Below are 15,754 nucleotides of genomic sequence, written 5' to 3'. Positions count from 1 at the left end.
AGTCGATGGATAACATAGACAACAGCATAAAGTTTCAAGGTCAATTTGATATGTCGCGCAATGCGAATGACATTCAAGGCTTAGACAAACTGCGCAGAGCAGCACAAAGCGGCGATGATGCGGCACTGCAAGAGGCTGCGAAGCAGTTCGAGGCTATTTTTGTACAGATGATGCTTAAGTCTATGCGAAAAGCTCAAGATGTTATGGCTGATAAAGACAGCCCATTTAACTCTGAACAAGTTAAATTTTATCGCGATATGCACGATCAGCAGTTAGCGACAGATATGTCGAATAACGGCAGTATCGGCTTGGCCGACATTATCGTTAAACAGTTAAGCAAAGGCGGAAATGGATTCACACCCTCAAGCGTTATTCGAAATGATGGCAACCTGTCAGATATTAATCGTCATAGTGCGAAAAGCATTCAACAAGCGCAACAAATAGCGCTACCGGAGCAGCGCCTGCCACAGACCGCAGCATCCAATGCAGGTTACAAAGATGCAGCTTTTAGTGACCAAAGCGAATTTTTGGATGCGCTTTATCCTGTCGCTCAGCAAGTGGCGAAAGAACTAGGCATTGAGCCCAAAGCATTATTGGCCCAGGCCGCGGTGGAAACTGGCTGGGGACAATACATGATGCACACTGAGAAAGGCAATACCCACAACTTGTTTGGGATTAAAGCGGGCAATGGCTGGCAAGGTGACACTGTAAAGGTGAACACTATTGAGTTTGAACAAGGGCTTGCAGCGCCGAAAAAAGCCGAATTTAGAGCTTACAATTCGTTCGATGATGCGATGCAAGACTATGCGTCATTTGTAAAAGAAAACCCGAGATACAAGCAAGCGCTGCAAAATACTGGCGATCCCAAACGCTATTTCGACGAATTGCAGCAAGCGGGTTATGCCACCGACCCAACGTATGCGCAAAAAGTTATTTCCGTTCTAAACAGCGGTTCACTGAATAATTATCAACCATGAACAACATCAGTTTGCGGAGTATAAATCATGATTAGAACGGCGGATTTGCTCTCTATCGCCCGCTCTGGTGTGGAGGCAAGTAATCAATTACTCAGTACCACAGGTAATAATATAGCCAATGTGAACACCGAAGGTTATGTTCGTGAGCGAACAAACTTCGTAGCTGAGTTAACCGGAGGTGTCGGCCAATTCACTACTGAGCGAGTAATGAACACGTTTGCTCAGAACCAGTTGCGCCGAGACACCACCAATCTTGCTGAGCATGAAGCTTATTGGAGCAAAACGGCTGTTTTAGATAATGTTTTCGCCAGCGAAGCAAATTCTATTTCAAGTAGTATGAGCCGTTTTTTTGCATCGCTGCAAACGGCTAATGATGATCCGACGAATATGTCTGCTCGACAATTGGTGCTGGGCGATGCCGACTCAATGCTTGGCCAAATGGGCACATTATCCACCTTTATGGCTGAGAAAGAGAGGGAAGTTAATTTTGAGTTTACCTCCTCATTAAATAAAGTAAATTCTTTAGTCGAATCTATTGCCTCATTTAATGAGTCTATTCGAATCGCTCAAGCTAATAATCGTCACGATGAGCCTGGTGCGCTGATGAATCAAAGAGATAATGCGGTGCTGGAATTAAGCAGTCTGGTGTCGATTGAGACCCGAAATAGTTCAAACAATGATGGCTCCATCATGATTAACCTCACCTCAGGTGAGTCACTTGTAATGCAAGACGGCACGTTTAGTGTGTTTGAAGTGAGTAACAGTGCAGATTTGAATTATAAATCGTTACAGTTGACCAGTAATGGCAAACCAACCTCTTTAAACTTAGCGGAAACCGAGCTAGGAGGGACGATTGGTGGGTTATTTCGCTATCGTGATGAGGTACTAGAGCCCAGTCGCCGAGAGCTAGGACAAATCGCTTTAGCGGTAACCGAAGCTGTGAATACGCAAAACCGGGCGGGTATGGATTATGACCAGCAATTGGGAGGCGAGATTTTTACACGTCCTATCACCACGGCTCTTAATTATCCAGATAATGCTGATAGTACCTCTATCGTTAATGGCCGTATTTCAAAAGGCGGTGCCAGTGAAATTACCAGCGCTGATTACCGAGTTACCATTGACGGAGTCACGGCGGGGGTGCCGCCAACTGTAGATGTCACCGTTGAATTACTTAACCTAGATGGTTCACCTGTGACCGATGTGAACGGTACGGCTCTTACCCAGAGTTATACAGGGTTAACTGCACAAAGTGGCGAGTTTAATGAAATTTTTGGTGGTATCGAGTTAGAGTTTTCCAAAGGCGCTGGTTACACGGTAGATGACCAGTTCTTATTGCAACCGACCAAAGATGTGGCAGACAAAATCGAAGTGTTCACCACACGCCCAGAAGACTTAGCGTTAGCAAGCCCGATTAGAATTGAAGCAGGCGAAGATAATTTAGGCGGCTCAGAGCTCGTTTCAACAACAGTGACAAATACCTTTGTGGACACCGCACCTTTTGATTTACGCTCATCGGGTTTTGACGGGGCCGGAGGTATTCATGCGCCTGGCGCTGCGCCCGGTGGTGGAGTCGGTGCACCGGCATCGGTGCGGTTTAACTCTGCCACTGAATATGAAGTGCTTGATAGTGCAGGCACTGTTATCACCACGGTAAGTGGTATTTCATCGATGGATAACCTTTTAGAGCAAGCTTCTGGCACGCCAGGGTGGCCCGCAGCATTTAGTGCACTTGATAATTACCCTGGTTACGATTTTACGTTGCAAGGGGAGCCGAAAGCGGGGGATACATTCTCTATCAGTTTCAACCAAAATGGACTTAATGATAACCGCAATGGCTTAATCATGGCTAATCTTCAAAATGAGAACGGCATGCAGCTCAATAATGCGGGATCTGGTGATCCGGTTAGTTTCCACGAAGCGTATGCCAATATTGTTGGCGATATAGGTCAAAAAGCAGCCAATGCGGATATTGCGGTCAAAGCAGGCGAGGCGCTAAAGCTACAATCAAAAGATTGGTATGACTCAGTGTCAGGTGTGAGTTTAGATGAAGAGGCGGCCAATTTAGTGCGCTTTCAGCAATCTTATGCGGCTTCAGCACGTTTGTTAAACACTGCGCAAGAGATGTTCGACACCATTTTGAGTATGGTGAGATAATGAAACACGTGAGGGGTTTATAATGCGAATTTCCACTGGTCAGTTATATGATAGAAGCATTCGTGCTGTACTAGACAATCAGGATGATTTGTCGGATGTTCAGCAGCAGCTATCTACGGGTAAAAAATTACTTCGACCGTCGGATGATCCTGTAGGATCTGCTCAAGTAATACGTTTAACAGAAGAAATTGATTTAATTGCTCAATACAACAAAAACAATAACTTGCTCACTAACAGTGTTGAGCAAGAAGAAACCATACTCGGGAACGTAACGGATAACATTCAAAGAGCAAGACAGCTCATGATCCAAGCGGGTAACGGCATATTGGACGTTAATGACCGTAACGCCATAAGCATCGAAATTGGACAAATTCGAGACCAAATATTTGATGCAATGAATAGCCAAAGTGCGAATGGTGAATACATTTTTGCTGGTTACCAATCCTCGACCCCTGCATTCAGCTATACTGCCGGCGCAGCTGGTAATAAGTATGTCTTTGAAGGTGACGAAGGGTTAAACGATATTCGCATTTCAAATACCTTTTCTTTAGCGATGAATAACTCTGGGCAAACGGTATTTGAAGATGTGTACGCAAGGTTGGACAGTCAAATTTCTTCCACAAGTGGTGTTACATCGGCCTCAACCAGAATAAGTGCTCAAAGTGAATTTGATCAGTTTCATAAACAAAATTACGACCCTGTTACCCCAGCGAATAACGAGTATCAGATAAGTATTACTGGTGTTGATGAAGTGACTATTAGCAATGTTGGTACTGGCGTTGTGGTGGGCACGCAACCATTTACCAGTGGTGAGCCTTTCGAGTTTCAAGGGCAAGAGTTTACGATCGAAGGCGCTGCAGGCGATACCGTGAACTACACACTGCAAAAACCTGAAAAGAAAAATATTGCCGAGACGCTCAATGACTTTTACAACAGCCTCAGAGATGAGAATATCTCCGATGGGGATTATGAACAGGCAATTAGCGATGCCTTGATTGGAGTAGATAACAGTTTAACCAGTATCGCTGATTCAATATCTTTGCTTGGAGGGAAACTCAATGTGGCGCAATCGGTATTTGCGTCAAACTTAGATCTCGAAATATCCAATAAAACGGCTAGAGCAAATATCGAAGATGTTGACTACGCAGAAGCAGTATCAGAACTAAGCAAACAAGAGACTGCTTTACAAGCGGCCCAAGCCACATTTGCAAAAGTGACAGGGTTATCGCTTTTCGATTACATCAGTTAAGCTGCAGTAGTTCAGGCCTGATCTGAAAGTTTTCGCATTTAGTTGCAGCCTTAAAGTTTCAAACAGCGCTTTATCCGCTTAAAGCGCTATCTGAGCTAAATATATGTGCGCTTGTTGGTCTTGGTGTGATGAGTAATAACTAACGAACACTGTGTCTTTGCGTTTAACCATGCCGGGATAGCTATTGTCCCCACTTGATGGCAAAACCACGAGGAGGGTGATTTTTGCGCTTTTAAGCTCTAGATTTAGTATCGCCGTCACGAATTTGCCTTTATATATTATCCTGCCTGCTAGTAGCGCATTGTGTTCATCGAGCTTTAGCATGTTAGGCCCACCTAAATAAAATCCTAAATCAATCCAATGCCAATGTGTGTAAGGTGACTTACTTATTCCAAACTGGGCACTATAAGTATCGCTGTCTCTACGTAAAACCACATAAGCAGTGCCATCTTCTGCAAAACACATATCGCTTTCGTTCGGGTAGCCTTTGTCATGCGTTTGCAAACTAAAGGCATTGGTTTTGTCGCGGTGGAAGCTACGCTTTGGGTTACCCCCATAAAAGTGTACCGCATTGGCTGAACGATTATATGCAAGCCCATATGCATTTTGATTGTGCCAGCGCAATCGCCAAAGCCACCAATGTTTATTGCCTACGTTTCTAGGGCTGGACCAACTCAGTCCATTTTGAGAAACCCAAATCACAGGGCTGTGCTCTCCTAGTACACCTACAGAATTAGATGAACGTGTTCGCCGTGAGTATGCCAACAACATCAGCTCCCCCGAGGGTGTTATGCTCAGCTTAGGGTCACGCAAATCACTAGAAGGCAGGCTGATACGTTGTTTATAGGTTATTTGGCCATTATCAGTGAGGGTCAACACATTGATGACACCATCGTCACTCACATGGTTGCTTGCTACTCTGAAACAACAGTAAAGCGACCCTTCAAACTCACATAAATCGCTAAATGCGTGATGTTTATGTGCTCGAGTCACGCGTTTAATACTTTTTATTTGCATTATTTTTGACCGTGGCGATTTTAATAAAACCATTGGAACTCAATTGTTTAGCAATTGCAAAGCGGCAATTCGTTGCCGTTTAACGAAAAAACGGCAAATTTTAGTTAAAGAGAATTTTCCTACCGTCGATAACATTTCTGAGAGAGCCAGTAGTGATGATTTATTTAACGAATCATCATACTAATTAGTGTTATTTAACCACCGATTATGATTTTCGGTTGCCAGTGAAAACTGGACTGAGAGTGTAGGAGAAAACCATGGGTTTATACGTAAATACCAACGTGTCGTCTTTGAACGCACAACGCCAATTATTCAATTCAGCTAACAGCTTGAATACTTCCTTCGAACGTCTTTCATCGGGCTTTCGAATCAACCGTGCAGCAGATGATGCCGCAGGTCTACAAATTACTGACCGCTTGACTACTCAAGTACAAGGTCTTGACCAAGCTGCTAGAAACGCAAACGACGCGATTTCATTAACGCAGACAGCTGAAGGCGCATTAGGTGAAGTAACATCTTCATTGCAACGTATTCGTCAGCTTGCTGTTCAATCACAAAACGGCATTAACTCAGAAGCAGACCGTGTAGCTTTGCAGAAAGAAGTTTCAGCACTTAAATCTGAAATCACGCGTATTTCGACTGATTCTCAGTTTGGTACTACTGATATCCTAAAAGGAGATTTTTCGGCTAAGTTCTTGGTAGGTGCCAATGGTGGACAGAATATCTCTGTAAACTTGTCACGTACTGATGGTTTTGGTGCGGCAGGTCTTAATATAGACGACGTTAACGTAGATACCGTTGAGGGTGCATCTGCAGCGTTGACAGCTATCTCTGAAGCTATCTCTTCTGTAGGTGGCGTAAGAGCGGACTTGGGTGCGCTTCAAAACCGTTTCCAATCAACTATCCGTAACTTGTCCAACATCTCTGAAAACGTATCGGGTGCTCGTTCACGTATTCGTGATACCGATTTCGCATCTGAAACTGCAGAATTGACTCGTAACCAGATCATCCAGCAAGCAAGTTTAACTGTACTGAGTCAGGCGAATCAGCGTCCTCAGTCAGCTTTATCTTTACTAGGTTAATTGGTTAGTTAACCTAGGTTTCGAGACCCTACTGTTTGGGGCTTTGAAGCCAGGAGGTAGTGCACCAGGTTAAAAAGAACCAATCAGTTGAGAGTCTGCTCACTCTCTCCTAAAGTCAGAGCGTAAAGCCGAGGGGTATCCCTCGGCTTTTTTTGCGTTTATTTTTATTTGTAAGTGTTTGAATTTAAAATAGAAAAATATTTAGTTAATTTTTCCGCTAAAGGATTTTCTGTGTCCGTTCGATAACTTAAACATAGTCGCTAGGTAACTCAAAAAAATAATAAGCCAGCACTAGAAACAGAGACCAATAATAATTAAAGCAAGGTCCTGTATTCATCACGATACATAAAAATAATAGTCGGGTGAAAGTTTAAAAAATCGTTAGGAGAAAGAAAATGAGCTTATTCGTTAATACGAATGTGTCGTCGTTGAATGCTACTCGTCAGTTATTCACGTCGAACAATAATTTAAACACGGCGTTTGAAAGATTGTCATCTGGATTTCGCATTAATAGTGCCAAAGATGATGCGGCTGGATTACAAATATCCAATCGACTTACGACGCAAGTTCTTGGCCTTAACATGGCCGTGCGAAACGCCAATGATGGCATTTCTTTAGCGCAAACCGCAGAAGGAGCGTTAGGGGAAGTCACCACCGCATTGCAACGTATCAGGGTTTTAGCCGTTCAGGCTCAAAACGGGATTAATGCATCAGCAGATAGACTGGCATTGCAAAAAGAAGTCGATGCGCTCAAATTTGAAATGAGCCGAATCGCTGCTACTTCTCAATTCGGTGGTGTAAATATCCTAAGTGGTGGGTTCTCATCCGCATTTCTTGTGGGAGCAAACCCGGGTCAGACAATCAGCGTCAATATATCTAGAGCAAATGGATATGGGCCAGAGGGTTTGTTCGAAGGAGAAATTATCTCCGTTGCCACAGAAGCCCAAGCATCTAGGGCGATGGTCGCTGTATTAGAAGCAATATCGGTTATTGATGCTAAGCGTGCTGATCTCGGTGCTATTCAAAATAGATTTCAATCAACTATTCGCAATCTGAGCAACATATCTGAAAACGTGTCAGCAGCCCGCAGTCGTATTCGAGATACTGACTTTGCAGTTGAAACGGCAGAATTGACTCGGTGGCAGATTATTCAACAGGCGAGTATTACTGTTTTGGGTCAAGCTAATCAGCGTCCACAATCAGCTCTGCAACTATTGCAAGGTTAATGATAGTGAACAGATGGGTGGCAGGTCGGATGCCCAAAGGGATTTAAAAGAAAGTGAAATGGCTGACAGACAAGGAAGACGCCAGGAGGTAGTGAGGTTTTGAGGTTTAGGCCATCAAACCTGCCTGTCAGCTAGAGCTTTCGCTCAATACATTTTGTCGTGTGGTAACACAAACAAAATAGGCCAACCAGGGTACTAGTTGGCAAGATAAATAAAGCACTTTATGTGCCAAATTAGCGAGACTTACACTTTAGATTAGTAGCTGTTAAACATAGGCTGTTAATAAAACAGAGTGCTCATTGTAGGCAAGGTAGCTGTGCAAAAGCGTCTGAAATGAAAGCCTTGCTAGGCCATTGTGAAAATGACTCAGATTGATAGAGCCTAGTATTGAAAGTTGGTGTGTCGATTGGGCCGATGAGTCATACCGTTAAAGTGCACCAAGTGGTAATTATCGTGACATTACTTCCTCTGTAAGTGGAAGGAGAATAACCTAAGTCGCGAATGAGTGTATTTACGCTGCAGGTGAGAGGATATATAAAGTATCTGAATGCTTTAAAGCATCGTTACGTTTAAGGATAAGACAAGTGTCACCGAGTTTATATATTCACTGGGTTGGCGAATGTACCTGGGGAGCCGAACTTGAGTTAGCCGTTAACGACTATAATTTAATGGCAGGAAGCGGCAACGAAAGGTTATCAGTTTACAGGAATTGCCATTACAACGGCAGAAAAAGTCCGTTGCAAGAAGTGCCGTTACAAGAGATGAACAACGCAACTCTCATTGCTGTTCAGTAACAGGTCTGCACGTGAAATAATGTTAGATCATTGTTTGATGACTAAGATATTACTTAGAGGGTAGGAAATGAGAGGCCGCCCGGTAGGCAACTAGGGAAAGTTGTTGATATTATTCAGGGATGATGCGTGGTTCAACTAGCGCAAAACGCCGACCAACAGAACTGAGAGTGTAGAAGTTTGGTTGAGAGGCCAGTATTCATTCTCTGATCTGCTAGTCGGACAGAAACTCTTTTGCTCGTTCTCCTAACGTGAGCAATTCGGTCGGGTCATTTGGCCCGGCCTTTTTTATTCTCCCGCCAAGTTCTTGACGTTTCTCAATTCTTATTGCTTCACCATTTCAAACAAGCACCTCACGTGCCAACTTTCTGTATGCTAAAAATTATTTCTATCCTATGTAAAATAAACTGCCTGAATAAAAAATCAAAATAAAAACTAAAGTTGTTGAAGTTATGGTCGATAACATTGGTTGAGGGGTGATCTAATCGGTCATTTATAGTGTTATTGCGAAGTAGAGGTGCTGAGCAATAATTTAGTGAGGCGGTATCAATGAGGAGGCTCATTGCTACTGAATTTTGAGGCGGGCTTACCATGCGCAACGCGATATTGGTAGGTTTCCAGGAGGTTCTATCATGGCATTATTCGTTAATACCAACGTGGCATCGTTAAATGCTCAGCGTCAGTTGTTCAATTCAGGCGCGTCACTTAATACATCTTTTGAACGTTTATCATCAGGTTTTCGCATCAATCGCGCGGCAGATGATGCAGCTGGGCTACAGATTTCAGATCGTTTAACGACACAGATACAGGGTTTAGATCAAGCTGCCAGAAATGCAAACGATGCAATCTCATTAGCGCAAACCGCAGAAGGTGCCTTAGGAGAAGTTACATCGTCATTGCAGCGCATTCGTCAGCTAGCAGTACAATCGCAAAACGGAATTAACTCAGACGCAGATCGCGGAGCATTGCAAAAAGAAGTTTCGGCCTTAAAGTCTGAAATAACCAGAATATCGACTGACACGCAATTCGGTACAACTGACATCCTTGATGGCACATTTTCAGCGAGCTTTTTAGTAGGTGCAAATGGTAATCAGAATATATCAGTAAATTTATCTCGTAATGATGGTTTCGGGGCTACAGGTCTGAGCATTGATAACATCGATGTGGCCACCGTTGATGGAGCATCCGCAGCATTAACCGCTATTTCTGAAGCAATTTCGGTCGTTGGGGGTGTTCGTGCTGATCTTGGGGCTGTGCAAAATCGCTTTCAATCTACCATTAGAAACTTAAGTAACATTTCTGAGAATATTTCCAGCGCACGTTCACGTATTCGCGACACTGATTTTGCAGCTGAAACGGCAGAACTGACTCGTAATCAAATCATTCAACAAGCATCACTATCGGTCTTAAGTCAGGCAAACCAAGCTCCCCAAACTGCCTTAAGTTTGTTGGGCTAGGTTTATTATATTTTATGCGTTAAAAAGTGGATTATACTGAATTGCATAATTCGGTTAGTTAGAAACTCGATAGGGAGCATTGGACATCATTACGTCTTTGTTCCCTTCTTTGTTTAAGGGGTGGGTTATGGAAGTTAATCTTTCACAAGTTGGCAGGAATGTTGCTGATTTGACTAACAATGAAAATGTTCTAAATACGGATGTTAAGAAACAAACGAATGTTTCCTTGCTCGATGTTAAATCTGCCAGTGATATAAACGGTGAGGATACTAAAGGGTTTGCTTCGACAGCCGATAAACAAGTACAAGAGGATCGTGAGCTTTCGAAGCAAGAGCTGGACGAAGCGCTTTTAGAGGTTAACGAATTTGTTCAAACCAGAAACAAGCAATTAAATTTCTCGGTGGATGAAGACAGCGGTAAACAAGTGGTCAAGGTAACAGACTCTGAAAGTGGGGACGTTATTAGACAAATCCCCACAGAAGAGGTACTTAATTTATCGCGGCGTATTCAAGATTTGCAGATGGATGTAGGTTCAGCGGTAGGGATGTTTTTCAATAAACAGGCCTAAATCATTTTTAGGTGAGAGGTAATTATGTCAATTCAATCGCTAGGGGTCGGTTCAGGTCTTGATCTTGAGGCCTTAGTTAGCCAGTTATTGGAGGCTGAACGGTCGCCTAAGCAGGCGCGTCTTGATTCTCAAGAAGAGTCTTATGATGCCGAAATATCCAGTATTGGTACGCTTAAGTCTAAAATGAAGGAATTTTTAGATAGCGTAGATGAACTGCGAAGCGATGCCAACCTAAAAGGCCGTGAGCCGACGATTAAAAATCCGAGCGAGAACATCGAACCGTTTACGGCCGAAGCATCAAACAGCGCTGTAGAAGCAGACTACGCAATTGCCGTCACCCAATTAGCCAGTGGTAGTCGAATAGAAACGGATAATGCAGTCGATGGTGGCTTTTCAAGCACGTCTGACTCGGTCAGTGCTCAGGCAGGCAGTTTGACATTTAAAATCGGCGCGACCACTGATACCTTTTCTATCAACGTGACAGCTGGCATGACGCTCCAGCAATTGAGTTCTGCTATTAACAGCTCTGACGACAACTTCGGTGTTCGTTCGAGTATTATTGATACTGGCACTGCCTCCGGCGGTGCAAAATTAGTATTCACTTCATCAGTTCAAGGTGAAGGTAACGATTTAGTGATCGTTAATGATAACAACATTGCCGACTTAAACAGAGTTGCTACGACTGACTCAACGGAAACCGCTGCCTATTTAGATACTGTAAAAAGTGCTCAGAATTCAAAAGCGACTATTGATGGAATAGCGGTTGAAAGCAGTACCACGGAATTTGAAAACGTGATTGAGAACGTTTCCTTTACCGTGTCTCAGTTATCAGAATTAGATGATGATGGCATAACGCCCAAGACATCGAATTTGAAAATAGGCTTTGATGCAGAGGGACTAGAAGGCAAAATACGAGACTTCGTTGATAATTTTAATGCCTTGAATACCCAAATTACCACATTAACTCGTTATGGCGCATCAGATTTGGAAGAAGATGGCGCTCTTGCCGGTGACTCTATGATTCGGGGTATTCAGCAAGGTCTTTCAAACATGATTAGTGCTAACGTTTCGTCGTCAGGGCTGGGGACGCTATTCCAGTTGGGTATTGAGTTTAATGAAGACGGTGACTTGGAAATAGGCTCATCAGACAAATTTGGTTTCGGCAGCGGTGAAGATAGACTAAAAGACGCTTTGGAAGATAGCTTTGACGATATAGCTGCATTGTTTGCGGATAGCGAAAACGGTGTGGCTGTTCGAATGCACGATTACGTAGAGCAGTATACAAATTACAGTGGCTTACTGACATCCAGAGAGAAGTCCGTACAAGACCAGAAAGATCAGTTAGCGGATGAGCGAGAGCAATTCGAATTACGGATGGCCTCGACTGAACAAATCCTACGTGATAAATATTTAAATTTAGATCAGACTGTTGCACAGCTCAACCAAACGGGGTCAGCACTTCTGGCATCATTGGGTTCTGCATAGGTAGGATAGGAGAATATAGATGGCTTTAAAAGGTATTAATGCCTATAAAAAAGGCAATTTAAAACAAGAAATTGCCCAAGCAGATCCACATAAATTGACCTTGATGCTAATGCAAGGGGCACTTGATAGAATGGCGTATGCAAAGGGCTGTATGGAGCGTAAAGAGTATGCTGAAAAAGCTCAGCATATTGGTCGATGCACAGCTATTTTAATTAATCTGCGTGATACGCTTGATTTGACTAATAACGCTGAAGTGGCAGAAAATTTATTCTCACTTTACGACTATATGGTTCAAAGGTTAACTGATGCGACAGTGCAGAACAATCTACAGATTATGGATGAAGTCATTGGTTTAATGTTGCCTATCAAAACGGCATGGTCACAAATTCCAGAAGACGCTAAGCAAGATGCTTATGAAGCGCAACGCCAAAAACGACAAGCCGTAGTGTGAAAAGTATTGAACTAAATCACCCATTTACACCCAGTGAATTGGTGAGTATCAATCAGAAACTTTCATCTCTACTCCAAGATGAAGCGCTCGATGAAAAATCCTTTCATTCAATCTCAGTTCAGAGAGATAAATGTATTAAAGAATATTTAGATTCCTTGGAGCCTGCTCAAAAAACAGAATTCTGTGAAGCGGAGATCAAGGTTAACGATGCGCTAGTAGAGCTTGCCCAGCAGCTTTTTGATGCGTCTTTAAAACAGTTGAGTGGTTTAATACGTGGGCGAAAGGCGGTTAAAAAGTACTATTAGGGTTAACTGAGAGGGGGTTGTGTATGTAAAGGAATGTTCAATTATCTCTATTTTGGGAATATCCTTAAGATTCATAGTCATATACACTAGAATGAAACCAAAGAAAGCCTAACCCATCGGTGATGAACAACAATGTTTAATAATAAATCAATCCTTATTACTGGCGGTACCGGCTCATTTGGTAAGCGTTTCGTTTCGTTTATTTTAAAACACTACCAACCGCAAAAGCTCATTATTTATTCTCGAGATGAATTAAAGCAGTTTGAAATGCAGCAAGTTTTTGATGCGCCCTGCATGCGTTATTTTATTGGCGATGTACGTGACAAAGAACGTATGATTTCCGCCATGCGGGAAGTGGATCTCGTGGTTCATGCAGCAGCCCTAAAGCAAGTTCCAGCGGCTGAGTATAATCCGAATGAATGTATTAAAACGAATATAAATGGCGCACAAAACGTGATTGATGCGGCAATAGCAGCTAACGTAAGTCGCGTAATCGCTTTGTCCACTGACAAAGCAGCCAATCCAGTTAATTTGTATGGAGCAACAAAACTCGCCTCAGACAAGCTGTTTGTTGCAGCAAATAATATGTCTGGTGCTAAAGGGCCTAGATTCTCAGTTGTACGTTATGGCAATGTTGTTGGCTCACGTGGCTCAGTAGTGCCGTTTTATCGCTCTTTGATGGAGCAAGGTAAATCTAATTTACCAGTCACCCATGCAGAAATGACACGCTTTTGGATTACATTAGATGAGGGCGTTGAATTCGTGGTAAAGAACTTTCAACGAATGCAAGGGGGAGAAATTTTTGTTCCTAAAATTCCATCTGTCGCCATCCTCGACCTAGTGGAATCTATGAGCGGTACCCGTGAGCATGAGCTCGTTGGTATTCGCCCTGGTGAAAAACTGCATGAGGTGATGGTGCCGGAAGAGATGGCCCATCATTCATTGGAGTTCGATGATCATTATGTGATTACACCGGCCATCGTTTTTTTCGAAAAAAATATTAACTATAAGCGCAACAAACTCGGTGAGTCAGGTAAAGCGGTAGAAGATAAATTTGAGTATCACTCCGGCACTAATCCTCATTTCTTATCCGTGGAAGAGCTACGTACACTAGATAGCACGACGGATTAGCATTGAACATGCTGCCATATGGACGTCACGCGGTTGACCAAGATGACATAGATGCTGTTGTCGATGTACTTCAAAATCAATTTCTAACGCAAGGCTCCACGGTTCCTGCGTTCGAAAGTGCACTGTGTGATTATACCCAAGCAGCTCATACCTTAGCTGTAAACAGCGGTACATCCGCCCTTCATGTTGCTTGCCTAGCCGCTGGTGTGGGTCCATTAGATTTAGTTTGGACAGTACCCAACTCATTTGTTGCTTCAGCCAACTGTGCTCGCTACTGTGGTGCCGACATTGATTTCGTAGACATTGACCCGCTCACACGGAACATCTCTATTGAAGGCCTTAAAAATAAACTGGCTAACTGTAGCAAGTTCCCTAAGGTTTTGATCGTAGTCCACTTTGCAGGTGTGTCTTGTGATATGCAAGCGATCGCTGCGCTAACAAGCAGGCACAATATTACGCTTATTGAAGATGCGGCACACGCTTTAGGTGCAACCTATCAAGATAAGCCGGTTGGCAGTTGCCAGTTTAGTGATATGACTGTGTTAAGCTTTCATCCTGTTAAATCTATTACCTCGGCCGAGGGCGGGGCAATAACAACAAATGATAAAGGTTTATTAGAGCGCTTAACCTTGTTCGCTAAGCACGGCATTACTAGAGAGCCATCAGCGTTAGAGGATAAAGAACAAGGCGCTTGGTATTACGAGCAGCAAGTGCTTGGTTATAACTACCGTATGAGTGACATTCATGGTGCGTTGGGTTTATCGCAGTTAAATAAGTTAGATGCGTTTATTCAACACAGGCGTGAAAAAGCGGCTATGTATTTAACAGCATTACGTCCGTTGCCCATTAAATTGCCAAGTGAGGAAACGCTTGCCACCAGTGCATGGCACCTTTTTATGATTGAGCTTTCAACACACGACCGAAAAGCTGTGTTTGACGCACTTAGGAGTCGGGGGATTGGTGTTAACGTACACTACATTCCCATTCATATTCAGCCATATTATCAAAAGCTTGGTTTCCAAAAAGGCGATTTTCCTTATTCTGAGGCCTTTTATAAATATGCCATTACGTTACCTTTGTTTCCAACGATGTCAGCTTCACAGCAGCAGCACGTAATTGATACACTTATTGATGTTTTACAGTGAAACCTAATAAATGAACCTCGCTATTATCCCTGCCAGAGGAGGAAGCAAACGTATTCCTGGTAAGAACAGTAAGATGTTCTGTGGTAAACCATTAATCGCTTACTCCATCGAAGCGGCCAGAAATTCTGAACTCTTTGACAAGATTATTGTTTCTACTGACAGTCAGCACATAGCGGATATTGCGATAAAGTGTGGCGCTGAGGTTCCATTTATGAGGCCAGAACATCTCTCTGATGATTTCACAGGTACAGTTCCCGTTGTTCAGCACGCAATAAAATTTGTTCAGGAGCAGGGCGAAGCGCCAAGTCATACTTGCTGCATATATGCTACAGCTCCCTTCCTTCAAGTGACTGCGCTAAAAGACGGGTTTAAAAGGTTAACAGCGGATGTTTCTAAGCACTTTGCGTTTTCTGTTACCAGTTTTCCATTCCCCATTCAGCGGGCATTAAAAATGAAAAATGGTGGTGTATATCCTTTTAGTCCACAAGACATCCCCAAGCGTTCACAAGACTTAGAAGAAGCTTATCATGACGCGGGGCAATTCTATTGGGGCAAAAGCGAAGCCTTTTTAAAAGGGACCCCCACATTTAGTGAAACGAGTATCCCAATCGCGTTACCTCGCCATTTAGTGCAAGACATTGATACACTTGAAGATTGGGAGCGCGCTGAGTTAATGTATAAAGCGTACATGCAATCACAAATAGGGGAATAAT

General features: G+C 43.2%; 14 protein-coding genes. 13 read left to right on the top strand and 1 reads right to left on the bottom strand.

What is annotated here, in order from left to right; all coding sequences use genetic code 11:
* Positions 1-5: 5 nt before the first annotated feature.
* Genes flgJ through flgL form a run of 3 tightly spaced genes read left to right on the top strand, consistent with a single transcriptional unit; the run spans position 6 to position 4,383 of the window.
* A complete protein-coding gene (flgJ, locus tag GMES_RS12515; RefSeq protein ID WP_006993070.1) occupies positions 6-977 on the top strand; it encodes a flagellar assembly peptidoglycan hydrolase FlgJ in 972 nt (323 codons plus the stop codon).
* 27 nt (positions 978-1,004) lie between these two features.
* The gene (locus GMES_RS12510; protein ID WP_006993069.1) at positions 1,005-3,134 is read left to right on the top strand and encodes a FlgK family flagellar hook-associated protein; all 2,130 of its coding nucleotides are present in this window, start codon (positions 1,005-1,007) and stop codon (positions 3,132-3,134) included.
* A gap of 22 nt (positions 3,135-3,156) precedes the next feature.
* A complete protein-coding gene (gene flgL, locus GMES_RS12505; RefSeq protein WP_006993068.1) occupies positions 3,157-4,383 on the top strand; it encodes a flagellar hook-associated protein FlgL in 1,227 nt (408 codons plus the stop codon).
* Between the two features lie 78 nt (positions 4,384-4,461).
* Here flgL and GMES_RS12500 read toward each other — a convergent pair whose 3' ends face one another.
* A complete protein-coding gene (locus tag GMES_RS12500; protein WP_033186185.1) occupies positions 4,462-5,400 on the bottom strand; it encodes a hypothetical protein in 939 nt (312 codons plus the stop codon).
* A gap of 257 nt (positions 5,401-5,657) precedes the next feature.
* Between GMES_RS12500 and GMES_RS12495 the strand changes: the two genes are divergently transcribed.
* From GMES_RS12495 to pseF, 10 genes are all read left to right on the top strand, one after another.
* Positions 5,658-6,482: a flagellin N-terminal helical domain-containing protein gene (locus GMES_RS12495; RefSeq protein WP_006993065.1), complete on the top strand. Its 825-nt coding sequence runs from the start codon at positions 5,658-5,660 to the stop codon at positions 6,480-6,482.
* A gap of 395 nt (positions 6,483-6,877) precedes the next feature.
* Complete coding sequence (locus GMES_RS12490; protein WP_006993064.1) at positions 6,878-7,708, top strand: flagellin N-terminal helical domain-containing protein; 831 nt, start codon at positions 6,878-6,880, stop codon at positions 7,706-7,708.
* A gap of 1,423 nt (positions 7,709-9,131) precedes the next feature.
* The gene (locus GMES_RS12480; protein ID WP_006993063.1) at positions 9,132-9,956 is read left to right on the top strand and encodes a flagellin N-terminal helical domain-containing protein; all 825 of its coding nucleotides are present in this window, start codon (positions 9,132-9,134) and stop codon (positions 9,954-9,956) included.
* Between the two features lie 127 nt (positions 9,957-10,083).
* Complete coding sequence (locus GMES_RS12475) at positions 10,084-10,524, top strand: flagellar protein FlaG (RefSeq protein ID WP_006993062.1); 441 nt, start codon at positions 10,084-10,086, stop codon at positions 10,522-10,524.
* Positions 10,525-10,548: 24 nt separating this feature from the next.
* Positions 10,549-12,009 carry a flagellar filament capping protein FliD gene (gene fliD, locus GMES_RS12470; protein WP_006993061.1) on the top strand — a complete coding sequence of 487 codons (1,461 nt, stop codon included), beginning with the start codon at positions 10,549-10,551 and terminating at the stop codon, positions 12,007-12,009.
* A gap of 19 nt (positions 12,010-12,028) precedes the next feature.
* Positions 12,029-12,460: a flagellar export chaperone FliS gene (fliS, locus tag GMES_RS12465; protein ID WP_006993060.1), complete on the top strand. Its 432-nt coding sequence runs from the start codon at positions 12,029-12,031 to the stop codon at positions 12,458-12,460.
* Positions 12,457-12,765, top strand: coding sequence for a hypothetical protein (locus tag GMES_RS12460; protein WP_039987377.1), 309 nt, complete (start codon positions 12,457-12,459; stop codon positions 12,763-12,765). Before fliS ends, GMES_RS12460 begins: the two co-directional genes overlap by 4 nt.
* Positions 12,766-12,897: 132 nt before the next feature.
* On the top strand, positions 12,898-13,896 hold the full coding sequence (gene pseB, locus GMES_RS12455) for a UDP-N-acetylglucosamine 4,6-dehydratase (inverting) (RefSeq protein WP_006993058.1): 999 nt from the start codon (positions 12,898-12,900) through the stop codon (positions 13,894-13,896).
* Between the two features lie 8 nt (positions 13,897-13,904).
* Positions 13,905-15,041 carry a UDP-4-amino-4,6-dideoxy-N-acetyl-beta-L-altrosamine transaminase gene (gene pseC / locus GMES_RS12450; RefSeq protein WP_006993057.1) on the top strand — a complete coding sequence of 379 codons (1,137 nt, stop codon included), beginning with the start codon at positions 13,905-13,907 and terminating at the stop codon, positions 15,039-15,041.
* A 10-nt stretch (positions 15,042-15,051) separates the two neighbouring features.
* Entirely contained in the window at positions 15,052-15,753 is a 702-nt protein-coding gene (pseF, locus tag GMES_RS12445) for a pseudaminic acid cytidylyltransferase (RefSeq protein WP_006993056.1), read from the top strand.
* Position 15,754 lies beyond the last annotated feature (1 nt).

Source organism: Paraglaciecola mesophila KMM 241, assembly GCF_000315015.1.
In the GTDB taxonomy this organism is placed as follows: Bacteria; Pseudomonadota; Gammaproteobacteria; order Enterobacterales; family Alteromonadaceae; genus Paraglaciecola; species Paraglaciecola mesophila.
Note: the sequence above shows the minus strand (reverse complement) of the source record. Positions and strands in the feature narration are given on the sequence as shown.

Bases quoted from the DNA above. Each gene is read 5' to 3' on its own strand.
- flgJ (WP_006993070.1), top strand. From the start codon at position 6: ATGGATAACATAGACAACAGCATAAAGTTTCAAGGTCAATTTGATATG.
- GMES_RS12510 (WP_006993069.1), top strand. From the start codon at position 1,005: ATGATTAGAACGGCGGATTTGCTCTCTATCGCCCGCTCTGGTGTGGAG.
- flgL (WP_006993068.1), top strand. From the start codon at position 3,157: ATGCGAATTTCCACTGGTCAGTTATATGATAGAAGCATTCGTGCTGTA.
- GMES_RS12500 (WP_033186185.1), bottom strand. From the start codon at position 5,400: ATGCAAATAAAAAGTATTAAACGCGTGACTCGAGCACATAAACATCAC.
- GMES_RS12495 (WP_006993065.1), top strand. From the start codon at position 5,658: ATGGGTTTATACGTAAATACCAACGTGTCGTCTTTGAACGCACAACGC.
- GMES_RS12490 (WP_006993064.1), top strand. From the start codon at position 6,878: ATGAGCTTATTCGTTAATACGAATGTGTCGTCGTTGAATGCTACTCGT.
- GMES_RS12480 (WP_006993063.1), top strand. From the start codon at position 9,132: ATGGCATTATTCGTTAATACCAACGTGGCATCGTTAAATGCTCAGCGT.
- GMES_RS12475 (WP_006993062.1), top strand. From the start codon at position 10,084: ATGGAAGTTAATCTTTCACAAGTTGGCAGGAATGTTGCTGATTTGACT.
- fliD (WP_006993061.1), top strand. From the start codon at position 10,549: ATGTCAATTCAATCGCTAGGGGTCGGTTCAGGTCTTGATCTTGAGGCC.
- fliS (WP_006993060.1), top strand. From the start codon at position 12,029: ATGGCTTTAAAAGGTATTAATGCCTATAAAAAAGGCAATTTAAAACAA.
- pseB (WP_006993058.1), top strand. From the start codon at position 12,898: ATGTTTAATAATAAATCAATCCTTATTACTGGCGGTACCGGCTCATTT.
- pseC (WP_006993057.1), top strand. From the start codon at position 13,905: ATGCTGCCATATGGACGTCACGCGGTTGACCAAGATGACATAGATGCT.
- pseF (WP_006993056.1), top strand. From the start codon at position 15,052: ATGAACCTCGCTATTATCCCTGCCAGAGGAGGAAGCAAACGTATTCCT.